The 12,739-nt window shown below is 63.1% G+C and carries 10 protein-coding genes and 1 riboswitch; all 10 genes read right to left on the reverse strand.

Annotated features, from left to right (window positions below):
• Positions 1-97: 97 nt before the first annotated feature.
• The 10 genes from SOP95_RS07730 to SOP95_RS07775 all read right to left on the reverse strand — a co-directional run bounded on the left by SOP95_RS07730 (position 98) and on the right by SOP95_RS07775 (position 12,472).
• Positions 98-790, reverse strand: coding sequence for a pseudouridine synthase (locus SOP95_RS07730; protein ID WP_323606724.1), 693 nt, complete (start codon positions 788-790; stop codon positions 98-100).
• A 35-nt stretch (positions 791-825) separates the two neighbouring features.
• Positions 826-1,044: a cysteine-rich CWC family protein gene (locus tag SOP95_RS07735; RefSeq protein WP_323606725.1), complete on the reverse strand. Its 219-nt coding sequence runs from the start codon at positions 1,042-1,044 to the stop codon at positions 826-828.
• Entirely contained in the window at positions 1,031-2,524 is a 1,494-nt protein-coding gene (locus tag SOP95_RS07740; RefSeq protein WP_323606726.1) for a sensor domain-containing diguanylate cyclase, read from the reverse strand. Before SOP95_RS07740 ends, SOP95_RS07735 begins: the two co-directional genes overlap by 14 nt.
• Positions 2,525-2,714: 190 nt before the next feature.
• On the reverse strand, positions 2,715-4,493 hold the full coding sequence (gene atzF / locus SOP95_RS07745; RefSeq protein WP_323606727.1) for an allophanate hydrolase: 1,779 nt from the start codon (positions 4,491-4,493) through the stop codon (positions 2,715-2,717).
• 24 nt (positions 4,494-4,517) lie between these two features.
• Positions 4,518-8,144: an urea carboxylase gene (gene uca / locus SOP95_RS07750; RefSeq protein WP_323606728.1), complete on the reverse strand. Its 3,627-nt coding sequence runs from the start codon at positions 8,142-8,144 to the stop codon at positions 4,518-4,520.
• A 253-nt stretch (positions 8,145-8,397) separates the two neighbouring features.
• Positions 8,398-9,039, reverse strand: a complete 642-nt coding sequence (locus SOP95_RS07755) for an urea amidolyase associated protein UAAP2 (RefSeq protein ID WP_323606729.1) — start codon at positions 9,037-9,039, stop codon at positions 8,398-8,400.
• 11 nt (positions 9,040-9,050) lie between these two features.
• Positions 9,051-9,776 (reverse strand): urea amidolyase associated protein UAAP1, encoded by a 726-nt coding sequence (locus SOP95_RS07760; protein ID WP_323606730.1) that lies wholly within the window; start codon positions 9,774-9,776, stop codon positions 9,051-9,053.
• A 12-nt stretch (positions 9,777-9,788) separates the two neighbouring features.
• Complete coding sequence (locus SOP95_RS07765) at positions 9,789-10,577, reverse strand: ABC transporter ATP-binding protein (protein WP_323606731.1); 789 nt, start codon at positions 10,575-10,577, stop codon at positions 9,789-9,791.
• Positions 10,574-11,389 carry an ABC transporter permease gene (locus tag SOP95_RS07770; RefSeq protein WP_323606732.1) on the reverse strand — a complete coding sequence of 272 codons (816 nt, stop codon included), beginning with the start codon at positions 11,387-11,389 and terminating at the stop codon, positions 10,574-10,576. The genes SOP95_RS07765 and SOP95_RS07770 overlap by 4 nt, the downstream gene beginning before the upstream one ends.
• Before the next feature lie 15 nt (positions 11,390-11,404).
• Complete coding sequence (locus SOP95_RS07775; protein ID WP_323606733.1) at positions 11,405-12,472, reverse strand: putative urea ABC transporter substrate-binding protein; 1,068 nt, start codon at positions 12,470-12,472, stop codon at positions 11,405-11,407.
• A 60-nt stretch (positions 12,473-12,532) separates the two neighbouring features.
• Positions 12,533-12,633: riboswitch (guanidine-I (ykkC/yxkD leader) on the reverse strand.
• Positions 12,634-12,739: the final 106 nt, after the last annotated feature.

Consider the following 12,739-nt stretch of genomic DNA (forward strand, 5'->3'; position numbering starts at 1 on the left):
CACATTTCGGCCGACGTCCTGATTCAAGCAGGGGTCACGTCATCGCGCAAGTGCCTTTGGCAAATTGTTCGACAACTTCTGCTCAGCGGTAGGCTGCTTAGATCAATTCGATCTCATCAACGCTCAGCGGGCGGTATTCACCCGGTTTCAACGCGTTGTCGAGCACCAGTGGGCCCATGGATTCGCGATGCAGGCGCAGCACCTTGTTGTCGAAGTGACCGAACATGCGCTTGACCTGGTGGTAGCGGCCTTCGACGATGCTCAGGCGTGCGCATTTCGGGCCCAGCAGCTCCAGCCCGGCAGGTTGGGTGGTGAGGTCTTCGAAGGCGAAGTACAACCCCTCGCGAAAGGTGATCGCGTATTCGGGGCCGATGTCCTGCTCGGTTTCAACGTAGTAGACCTTCGCCAGTTTGGTCTGCGGCTGGGTCAGGCGTCGCGACCAACTGCCGTCGTTGGTGATGAGCATCAGGCCGGTGGTGTTGAAATCCAGGCGCCCGGCGATGTGCAGATCATCCTTGTCCGGTTCTGCGATCAGGTCGAGGACGGTGGGGTGCTGCGGGTCGCGGGTGGCACTGACGCAGCCGGCGGGTTTGTTGAGCATGAAGTGACGCAGCGGCTTGCCGGCTTGCAGCACCTGGTCGTCGACTTCGACGCGGCTGAATTCGCGCACGTCAGTGTGGGGATCGCTGACGGTCTTGCCGTCGATCCGGACGCGTTTTTCCACCAGCAACAGGCGCACCTGCTTGCGGTTGAAGCAGGGCAGGTTGCTGAGAAAACGGTCGACGCGCATGACGTGAGGATCAGTGAAGAAAGGGGGCGCGCATCTTACTTGATCGACGGCGGCGTTGCTTGCAACTGCGCCTCAACCTCGGCGCAACGCGGACACAGGCAGGCTGTGTTGCGCAGTTCGGCGGGCAGCGCCTGGAGCACCGCCGGGTCGATGCTGACGCCGTAGCACCAGCAGGCCCGGTCAGCGGTTCGCGGGTCGGCCAGGGTGCAGTCGTTGGCTGCGCCGCAGGCGGGGCAGAGGTCAGGCTTTTTCATAGGCAGGTTGAGGCAGTTCCACGCAGATTCGGTTGCGGCCCGATTGTTTGGCCCGGTACATCGCATGATCGGCCCGGGACAGCAGGGTGTGCAAGGTGTCATCGGGCTGCAGGGTGGTCAGGCCGATACTGACGGTCAGTTGCAGGCGGTGGCCATTGTACGCATAGGGCTGTCGCTCCACATGTTGGCGTATTTTCTCGGCGATCACCTGTCCGCCGTCACCGTCGGTGTCCTTGAGCAGCACGATGAATTCTTCACCGCCCCAGCGACAGACGATGTCGGAGTGGCGCAGGCAGCTTTCCAGGTCCCGGGCGAAGCCGATCAGCACCTGATCGCCGGCCAGGTGGCCATAGGTGTCGTTCAAGGCCTTGAAGTGGTCCAGGTCCAGCAGCAGCGCCGTCAGCGGCCTGGGTTCACGCTGGGCCTCATGCATCGCTTGCGCGGCCAGCAGGTCGAAGCCGCGGCGGTTGGGCAGTTCCGTCAGGCTGTCGAGCGTGGCCTGGGTCTGGATCTGTCCCTGGTAGCGCTTGATCACGCGGTTGAGCAGGGCCAGCACGATCAGTGTGACGATCAGGCAAATCAGCAGGTTGAGGTACAGCGAGCGGCGGATGTCGCTGAGGTCGCCGTCTTCGCGCTTGTCGACGAACAGGTACCAGTTCAGTTCCGGGATGAAGCGCACGTTGAGGAAATGGCCCTGGCCCTGGCCGGAATATTCGTAGCTGCCGCTGTGGGGCTTGGGCAGTTGGCTGAGCAGGTTTTTCATGCTGTCGAGCTCGGCCAGGGTCTGCCCGGCCAGGGCGCCTTGTGGCCCGCCCTCGGCCCCGGTGAGCACCAGGCGGCCGAAGGTGTCGACGAAGTAGACGCTGCGCTGGTAGCGCTGCTGGTATTTGTCGATCAGCTTGATCACCGCATCGACGGTCAGCCCGACACCCGCGGCGCCGATGAAGCGGTTGTGGTAGTCGTAGACCTTGTAGTTGATGAAGACGGTCAGGTTGTCCTTGTTGGCGAGGTCCGGATCGACGTTGATCTCGTAGGGATCCTTCATGTCACGCACACGGAAGTACCAGGCATCCCGGGGTTCGGTGACCTTGACCTGCTTGAGCACACCCTTGGCGTGGTAGTAGGTGAGGCTCGCGTCGGAGACGAAAAACGCCGTGTAGGCACCGTAGTGGGTCATGACCTCGTCGAGGTAGCGGGTCATCTGCCCGGTGTCGCGTTCGCCATTGACCACCCAGTCGCGCATGAAGGTGTCGCGGGACATCATCGAGGAAATCAGGATCGGCCGGACCAGGTCTTTCTGGATTTCCGAGTAGACGGTGTCCGATGTCAGCGGCAGCTCGGTGTTGACGATGTTGTCGCGGATCGACGCTCGCGAGGCGTAGTAACTGAGAAAGGAAGTGGCCAGGAAGCCTGCGCCCAGCAACGCGACCAACGTGAGGACCAACGACCGTTGGGAATACAGCGGCGAACGAAGTGGCATGGCAGTTCCATTGTCAGCAATCCGATGGCAAGCATTCTAAGGGCTGGCGCGGGAAATAACTGCTCCATGTGCGTCGCGAATGGTCGTTCCCATGCATGACGCAAACAATCCCTGTAGGAGCTGCCGCAGGCTGCGATCAAAAACAGAGTCAAAAGATCGCAGCCTGCGGCAGCTCCTACAGGGGGCGGGGTCAGGCTAGAGTTTTGAGGTAGGCGCGCCATCCGCCCAGATGGCTGATATCCACTGCCCCCTCCAATCCATAAGCCTCACAGATGAATCCGCTTTCCCAGCGACCATCCGCCAGCTGCACCTTGCCCAGCCCCAACGGTGCCGGAATGCCGGTGAGGAACGAACCCAGTTCGCTGCTTGGCAATTCCCAGACTTCCACGGCAATCGCCACGCCGCCGTGCTTGACCCGAACCATGCCCGGACGCAACGGCGGGCCACCGGCCAACGCATGCAGCTGATAATCGGCCGAGCTGAACGTGGTTTCCACCAGGCGCGCGCCGCGCTGTTTCAGCTGCCAGTTCAACGCCAGGCCATCCAGGTGCGCGCCACAGACCACCAGCCGCGCGCGGTCATGGCGCGCAACGGCGGTCGGTGCCGGGGCCGCCAGTCCTTGCTGGCGCTGCAATCCATCGGCCAGGCTCAACAGATACTGATCGGTGAACGCCCGCCCGAACAGGGTCACGCCCCAGGGCAAGCCGTTGTCCATGAACGCGCTGGGCACCGCGACGGCGGCGTAGTCGAGCAGGTTCATGAAGTTGGTGTAGTAGCCCAGTTCGGAGTTGCGCTGTACCGGTTCGGCGTCGAGTTCTGCCAGGGTGACCGGGCGGCCAATGGACGGCGTGACCACGCAATCGAGACCTTGCAGGGCTTTGTCGCACAAGGCTTTCAGCGCTTGCAGCCGGTATTGGGCGCGGAAGGTCTGCACGCCCGTGACGGCCGGGGCCTTGGCCAGTACGGCGCGAATGACAGGCAGTACGGCCTCGGGATTGTGTTCCATCAATTCGCCGGCCACGCTGTAGCGTTCGGCCACCCAAGGGCCTTCGTAGAGCAAACGCGCCGCTTCGAGAAAGGGCGACAGGTCCAATTCCACCGCTTCGCCACCCAGGGCCTTGAGTCGATCGATCGCATCGGAAAATAGCTGCGGGCCTTGAGCGCAGCCAAAAAATTCCAGGTCTTGCGCACGGGGCACACCGAAACGGAACCCACGCACTGCGCCGAACGCCGAGCCGTCATTCCACAGCGGATTAGCGCGGCTGTACTTGTCCCGTGGATCGAGTTTGGCGGTCAATGCGAGCAACTGACTCGCTTCCCGGGCGGTCGCGGTAAAGGTCGTCACGCAATCGAGCGTGCGACAGGCCGGCACCACGCCCGCGGTGGAAATCAGGCCCTTGGTGGCTTTCATCCCCACCAGATTGTTCAACGCCGCCGGCACGCGCCCGGAGCCCGCGGTGTCGGTGCCCAGGGCAAAACTCGCCACACCGAGCGCCACCGCCAGGGAAGAACCGGCGCTGGAACCGCCCGACGGGTATTCCGGCAACACGCTATTGGGGCACGCGCCATAGGGCGAGCGCGTGCCGTTGAGGCCGGTGGCGAATTGATCGAGGTTGGTCTTGCCCAGCGGCACGGCGCCCAGGGCCAGCAGTTGCTCGACGATGGTCGCCGAACGTTGCGGCACGTAGGCAAATGCCGGGCAGGCCGCCGTGGTCGTGATGCCCGCCAGGTCGATGTTGTCCTTGATCGCGAACGGCACGCCGTACAAAGGCAGGCTGTCGATGTCGCGGCCGTCGAGGGCGGCGAGGTAGGGTTCCAGTTCTTCGGCGCTGAGCAGATGGATGAACAGGTGATAGTCCGGGTTCAGTGCCGCTGCTTTATCGCGCAGGCTTGATAGCAGTTGACGAGGCGTGGTGCTGCCGTCGCGGTAGGCGTTGCGCAGGGCGTCGAGTTGCAGATTGATGTTCATGCTATTCGTCCTTTCGAAAGGGGTTCAGTCGAGTTCAAGCACCACGACGCGTTGTCCGGCACGCACTGCCGAACCCGGCTGCACGCGAATCTCGCGCACCACGCCGGCCATCGGCGCGAGCAGCGGGATTTCCATCTTCATCGACTCCAGGATCACCAGCACGTCACCGGCCTCGACGCGGCTGCCGGTTTCGACCTGAACCTGCCAAAGGTTGCCGGCGATGTGGCTGTCGACGCTCTGTTGACCGTTGGCCAGAGGGGCGTCTTCGCTCGCCTCTGGAACCAGCTCTTCGCTGTCGAAATGCGCCTGGCCGCTGGCGATCCAGCGCTCTCGTTCGGCGTTGAAGGCGCCTTGTTGTTGATCGCGAAAGGCCGCGATGGTCTCGGCTTCTTGCGTCAGAAACGCCTGGTAATCCGCCAGGTTCAGCTGACTGTGCTCGATGTTCAGATCGAAACGCCCGAGGGGGAAATCCCGGCGGATGCGCAGCAGTTCATCGGCGCTGACCGGGTAGAAACGGATCTGGTCGAAGAAGCGCAGCAGCCAGGGCTTACCATCGAACGCGGCGACTTCGCGATAGCGATTCCACATCTGTAAAGTGCGTCCAACAAACTGATAACCGCCGGGGCCTTCCATGCCGTACACGCACATGTAGGCGCCACCGATGCCCACCGAATTTTCCGCGGTCCAGGTGCGCGCCGGGTTGTACTTGGTGGTCACCAGGCGATGGCGCGGGTCGAGCGGAGTGGCGACCGGTGCGCCGAGGTAGACGTCACCCAGGCCCATCACCAGGTAGCTGGCGTCGAACACCGTGCGTTGCACTTCATCGAGGTTCGGCAGGTCGTTGATGCGACGGATGAACTCCAGGTTGCTCGGGCACCAGGGGGCGTCCTTGCGCACGGTGGTCATGTATTTTTCGATCGCCAACTGGCAGGCCGGGTCGTCCCAGGACAGCGGCAGGTGGACGATGCGCGAGGGCACCTGCAGGTCCTTGGCGGCGGACACGGCGTCCCATTCGCCGGCGACGATGCCGAGCAGATCGGCGAGCGGAAGTTGCTCGGGTTGGTAGTGCACTTGCAGCGAGCGGATGCCCGGGGTCAGGTCGATCACGCCGTGCAGGTGTTTGCTTTCCAGGGCTTGCATGAGGGCGTGGGCGCGGAAGCGCAGGACGAGGTCGAGTTCGGGGGCGCCGATTTCGAGAAGAAGATGAGTATCCCCCGACAGCCTCGCGACCAGTCGCGTATCCCCCTGGCCCAAATCCAGCACCACAGGCGACACATCCCCCTGTAGGAGCTGGCTTGCCAGCGAAGAAGTTGATGCGGTGTCTGTTAGGGCCTCTTCGCTGGCAAGCCAGCTCCTACAGGTTTCCCATTTGCAGGCGAGGGTGCGGGCGGTCTTGAGATCGACTGGGTGGAACTGCACCTTGTCCCCAGCCTTGAGCTGGCCCAGCTGCCAAAGATCCGCTTCGATCACCGTCACCGGGCACACGAAACCGCCCAGGCTTGGGCCGTCCGGCCCCAGGATCACTGGCATGTCACCGGTGAAATCCACCGCGCCAATGGCATATGGATTGTCGTGGATATTCGAAGGGTGCAAACCGGCTTCACCACCGTCGGCACGCACCCACTCAGGCTTCGGCCCGATCAGGCGCACGCCGGTGCGGCTGGAGTTGAAGTGCACTTCCCACTGCGTGGCGAAGAAGGTGCCGATGTAGTTTTCGGTGAAGTATTCCGGTGCGCCGTGTGGGCCGTAGATCACGCGGATTTGCCGTACGGCGGGCAACTCTGCGATTTCAGGCAGTTGCGCACCGACGCTACGGTCGTTCAACGCCGGCAGATGCAACACATCACCCGCCCGAAAGGCACGACCGCCATGCCCACCAAACTGACCGAGGGTAAAGGTGCTTTTGCTCCCCAGATAATCCGGAACCTGCAAGCCACCGCGTACGCACAGATAGCTGCGCGCACCAGCGCCGGCGATCGTGCCGAGGCTCAAAGACGCACCGGACGGAACCAGTAGCGCGGTGTTCATCGGCACCGATTCACCATTTAGCGTGAGCGGAATCTGCGCACCGGTCACCGCCACCACCGCATCACAATTGAACCGCAGCAACGGCCCGCTCATGGTGATTTCCAGCGCTGCGGCGCCTTCGTCATTGCCCAGCAGGAGGTTGCCCAGGCGCAACGCACGGCTGTCCATCGGCCCCGATGGCGGCACGCCGACCGCCCAGTAGCCGAGGCGGCCGGGATAGTCCTGGACGCTGGTCTGGGTGCCGGCGCTGAGCACTTCGAAGGTGTTGGCCCGGTACTCCAGGCCTTCCAGGCAACGGGTCCACGGCTGGCCGCTGGCGAAGGGCGCATCGAGCAGAATCTGCCTCAGGTAGTCACGGTTGGTTTCCACCCCGTACAGCAGGCTGTCACCCAAGGCTTGATGCAGATCGGCAGCCGCTTGTTCGCGGGTCGATGCCCAGCTGATGACCTTGGCGATCATCGGATCGAAGTAGGGCGGGATCTCGCAACCGGCCTCGACCCAGGTGTCGATGCGCAGCTGTTTGCCGTCGGCGACGGGAAAATCAACGGCGGTCAGCAAGCCCGGACTCGGTTGAAAATCCCGTCCCGGATCCTCGGCATAAAGTCGTGCCTGAATCGCATGGCCGTCAGCTTTCAAACCTCGGCTCAACTCGCTCAACGGCGGCAGATCACCCGCAGCCAGTTGCACCATCCAGCGCACCAGGTCGACGCCCCAGACTTGCTCGGTGACGCCGTGCTCCACCTGCAACCGGGTGTTCACTTCCAGGAAGTAGAAACGCTGGGCATCGCTGTCGAAGACGAACTCGACGGTGCCGGCGCTGCGGTAGTTCACCGCCTTGGCCAGCTTGATCGCCGCCGCGCACAGTTCATCGGCCATGCCCTCGGGCAGGTTCGGCGCCGGGGTTTCCTCGAGGACTTTCTGGTTGCGCCGCTGCACCGAACAGTCGCGCACGCCGAGGGCTATCACCTCTCCACGGCCGTCGCCAAATACCTGCACTTCCAGGTGCCGGGCGCGCTGGATGTACTTCTCGATGAACACGCCGGCGTCGCTGAAATTGTTCTGCCCGAGGCGCTTGACCGCCTCGAAGGATTCGCTCAACTCGGCCGCGCTGCGGCACACGCGCATGCCGATGCCGCCACCGCCGGCGGTGCTTTTGAGCATGACCGGATAGCCGACTTGTTCGCCTGCGATCAAGGCGGCATCGAGGCTGTCGAGCAACTCGGTGCCTTCGAGCATCGGCACGCCGTGTTGTTTGGCCAGGGCGCGGGCGGTGTGCTTGAGGCCGAACACCCGCAGTTGTTCCGGCGTCGGGCCGATGAAGGCGATGTTGGCGGCTTCGCAGGCTTCGGCGAATGCGGCGTTTTCCGAGAGAAAACCGTAGCCGGGATGGATTGCGGTGGCGCCGGTGGCTTTGGCGATGGCGAGGATTTTTTCCACCGCGAGGTAGGTGCCAGCGGCCGCGCCTTCACCGAGGCAATGGGCCTCGTCGGCTTGCAGAATGTGCAGGCTAGCGGCATCGGCTTCGGAATACACGGCAACACCTGCCACCTGCAGTTCGCGCAAGGTGCGCAGGATGCGGCAGGCGATGGCGCCACGGTTGGCAATCAGGACTTTTTCGAACATGGCATAACCCCTGGAGGGGATGCGGGCCGTCCCGCAGTTTTTCGATGAGCGCCAGGGTCGTCCCCGACGGGAAAATCAACTTTCTTCAAACACCACCGCCCCCTGTAGGAGCTGGCTTGCCAGCGAAGGCGGAGTGTCAGTCACACCATTGTTGAATGTGCTGGCCCATTCGCTGGCAAGCCAGCTCCTACAAGGCACTGGCTTGAGCGGGCCTGGCACAGGGCAAACAACCAGCGGCGCAATTTCGGGAATTTCAGTTCCATACCAGCAGCTCCGCAGGGGTCGGGTTGTAGGCGTTGCACGGGTTGTTCAGTTGCGGGCAGTTGGAGATCAGCACGATCACGTCCATCTCGGCCCGCAGATCGACGTACTTACCCGGTGCGGAAATCCCGTCTTCGAAGGTCAGCCCGCCGTCCGCCGTGACCGGTACGTTCATGAAGAAATTGATGTTCGGCCCGATGTCGCCTTTGCCCAGGCGCCCGTCATGCACGCAGGCGCGCAGGTAGTTGTCGCGGCAGCTGTGCATGTGGCGTTTTTCCAGGGCGTAGCGCACCGTGTTGCTCTCTTGCGCGCACGCGCCGCCGAGGGTGTCGTGACGGCCGCAAGTGTCGGCGACGATGGTCAGCATCGGTTTGCCGAGGTTGGAATACAGCACGCTGCCGGTGGTGAGGTACACGCTGTTCTGGCGGCGCAGGGTGCGCTGCACGTCGTAGCGTTCCTTGGGATTGGCGACGCTGTAGAACAGGGTGTCGACCGCCTGGTTGCCTTCCAGGTCGAGGATGCGCAGGGTCTGGCCGGCCTTGACCTCCATCAACCAGGGTTCGCCGGCGGGGATCGTGGCGCGGTAGACGGCCGTTTCAGGCGACTGTGGAGCGGTGGCGATAGCGAGTGACATGGCAGCGATCCTCAGGCGAACAGACGGTCGGTATTGATGAAGCCGCGCTCGTTTTCCGGGCGCGAGGTGCGGCAGTGTTCGGCGACGCTGGAGTCGGCGTTCATCCAGCTGAGCTTCAAGGGTTTAGGTGCGTATTCCGGCGACGGGTCCATCGGATGCTGCAGGGCGGTGAGCACCACCAGGGTGTCCATCGGCGCGTACAACTCGATGTAGTCGCCAGCCTTGGAGTTGCCCTCGACGAAGTGAAAGCGCCCGGCGTCGTCGACGTTCACCCGGCTGAACAGGTTGAGGGTCATCAGCAGGTCGGACAGCCCCAACCCCCACTTGCCCAACTCCACCAGCAGGTTGTCCGTGCCGTTGCGGAAGAAGCCGTTGCGCAGTTCCTGATAGCGGCCCTGGCCATATTTTTCCGCCACTTCTTCAGCACAGAGCACGCCGCCAAGGCTATCGCTCCAGCCGCAGGTGTCGGCGGTGATGGCGGCCAGCACGCGGCCCATGTCCGAGTACAGGCAATGGCCGGCGGTGAGCTTGGCGGTGTGTTGGCATTTGAGGCTATCGGGCAGGTTCAGGCGTTCGGTTTTTTCGTTGGCGTTGAGCAACGTCAGGCTGACGTTGGCGCCGCCGCGCAGGTCGGTCAGGCGCAACAGCTGGCCGCGTTTGAGCACGAAGGAACGGTGGCCGCCGCCGGGCAGCATTTCTTCGGCGAAGGGCGGGAACAGTTGAGTCGAGTCGGTCATTTTCATATTCCTCTAAGCGATACGAAGCGTGCTTGCCAGTTGCACGGGCAAGGCGTCGACGGCGGCACGGCAGGTGCGGCGGTCGCTGTTCAAAGGGATGTCGTAGGTGATGCGTGCGCCATAGGCACCTGGGGCGTGCGGGTCGAGGCGGACCTTGTCGAACACCAGCAGGCGAGTGCCGAGGCTGAAACCTTCGGACAGGTCATGGGTGACCATGAACACCGTCAGTCGGGTCTCGCGCCACAGCTCCAGCAGCAGGGCATGCATGTCTTTGCGGATGCCCGGATCGAGGGCGCCGAAGGGTTCGTCGAGCAGCAACACCCGCGGCTTCATGATCAGCGCCTGAGCGATGGCGAGGCGTTGTTGCATGCCGCCGGACAGTTGCGCCGGGTACTTGTCCAGCGAGTGACCGAGACCGACTTTGTGCAGCAGCACCGAAGCCTGTTCGCGAGCCTCTTTTTTAGCGCTGCCGAACAGGCGCCCGAGCAATGGCGAGCGGGGCAGTTCGAGGCCAAGGGCGACATTGTCCAGCACGCTCAGGTGCGGGAACACCGAATAGCGTTGGAACACCACGCCACGGCTGGAATCCGGTTCGCCGGCCAGGGTTTGGCCGTCGAGCAGGATCTCGCCGCGACTGGCTTTTTCCTGACCGAGCAGCAGGCGCAGGAAGGTCGATTTGCCGCAACCGGATGCACCCACGAGGGTGCAGAACTCACCTTCGTTGACGCTCAGATTCAGACCTTCGAGCACCACTTGATCGGCGTATTGCTGCCAGACGTTCTTAACGGTGATGAAGCTCATTTTGCGGCCCCCTCATACCAGGGAAAGGCACGGCGGGTGAGGTACTTGAGGCCCCAATCCATCAGCCAGGCAAGCAGGGTGATCCACACCACGTACGGCAGGATCACGTCCATCGCCAGGTAGCGGCGCACCAGGAAAATCCGGTAGCCGAGGCCATCGGTGGAGGCGATGGCTTCGGCGGCGATCAGGAACAGCCACGCCGAACCCAGCATCAGGCGCAGCGAGATCAGCAGGCGTGGCAGCAATTGCGGCAGCACCACCCGCAGCATCAGGGTCCAGGTCGAGGCACCGAGGGTCTGGGCCTTGATCAGCAGTTCCACGGGGATTTCCCGGGCGCGCTGTTCCAGGTCGCGGGCCAGGGCCGGTGTGATGCCGATCACGATCAGCATCACTTTCGACAACTCACCCAAACCGAAGACGATGAACAGGATGGGCAGGATCGCCAGCGGCGGCACCATCGACAGCACGGTCAGCAAGGGTGACAACGGCGCGCCGAACAACGGCAGCGTGCCGGCGGCGATGCCCAGGCACAGGCCGGCCAGCGCGCTGATGCCCAGGCCGATGGCCAGGCGTCGCAGGCTGGACGCTGTGTCCTGCCAGAGCAGGTATTCGCCGGTGCGGCTGTCGGCCACGAAGGCCAGGCGCTGCACCGCGTCGCTCATCTGTACGGCGCTGGGCAGCAGTTTGTCGTTGGGGTTATCCGCCAGGCGCTCGGCCGAGCCCATGAAGTAGGCGAGCAGCAGCAGGGCGAAGGGCAGGATCACCAGCAACAGGCGGCTCGGGCGATCCGGGTGGCGATTGATCAGGCGCATGGCCAAGTCCTCTGGTTACAACTTGGCGTCGGCAGCCATCTGCACGTAACTGGGGTCGAAGCGCAGCTTGAGGTTGCCCTTGTCGCCGCTGGTCACGCCGTTGGCGAAGGCCATGCCGACCGCACTGGTGTCTTTGGCGCCTTCACCGAGCAAGCCGTGCTGGAAGGAAAATTCGGCCACCTTGCGCATGGTTTCCGGCAGTTGCTTGCTGGTGGAAAAGGCCAGGGCTTCCTGAGGGGTGGCGAACAACTTGGTGGTGTCCAGTTGCGCCTGGAAACCGGCCAGGTCGGTGCCTGAAGCCTTCGCCATGTGCTCCAGAGCGGCCTTGCTCGCGGCGTTTTTCGCGTTCATCAACTCGACCACTTCGAACCAGGCGCCGGTCAGCGCCTTGCCCAGGGCCGGGTTGTCCTTGAGGGTCTGGGAGTTGACCACCATCATGTCCATGATCTCGCCGGGGATCTGGCTGGAATTGAACACCTCGGTCACTCCGGGCTGGGCCTTGATGTCCGAAAGCATCGGGTTCCAGGTGGTGACGGCGCTGACCTGATCGGTGTTGAAAGCGGCGGAGATATCGGCGTCGGAGGTGTTGACCACTTTCAGGTCTTTCTCGGTGAGGTCCACCGAATCCAGGGCCCTGGCCAGCAGGTAGTGCGACACCGAAAGCTCGACCAGATTGACATCGGTGCCCTTGAGGTCGGCGACTTTCTTGCCTTCGCCCTTGAGCACGATGCCGTCGTTGCCGTTGGAGAAGTCGCTGACGATCAGCGCAGTGCTGTCGACGCCGCCAGCGGCCGGTATGGTCAGCGCATCCATGTTGGTCATGGTGCAGCCATCGAACTGGCCGGCGGTGTACTGGTTGATCGATTCGACGTAGTCATTGAGCTGGACCACATCGATCTTGATGCCGTACTTCTTCGCCCACTTGTCGACGATGCCTTGGCTGCCGGCGTATTCCCAGGGCATCCAGCCGGCGTAGATCGTCCAGCAGACGCTGAACTGGTCTTTCTGGGCGGCGGGGGACGAGAGGCTCACCAGGGCTGCGAAGGCAGCGGCGAGCAGGGCGGGTAAACGATGCTGGGACATGGTGGTTCTCCAGTTGATCAAGGGCGGACAGGAAGGCAGCGGCACCGCGAACGGTGGCTTGTCTCCCGGGCTTTTGTCCCGCCGTGTAACCTCAACTGGAGGTCGCCAACTCTCGGACCAGCCACTCGCGCTTGCGAGCCGGAACCCTAGTCAGCCATTGCAAATTGTGGTGCCGCGAACCTGTGTTGACTCCTGCACGCATTTGCTAAAGCGAGAGCCGTGCCAAGTCGGTTGAAGCGCTCTGGCATGCGGGATTGATCGACTGAA

The sequence above is a fragment of the Pseudomonas sp. YuFO8 genome (genome assembly GCF_035065025.1).
Classification (GTDB): Bacteria; Pseudomonadota; Gammaproteobacteria; order Pseudomonadales; family Pseudomonadaceae; genus Aquipseudomonas; species Aquipseudomonas putida_AE.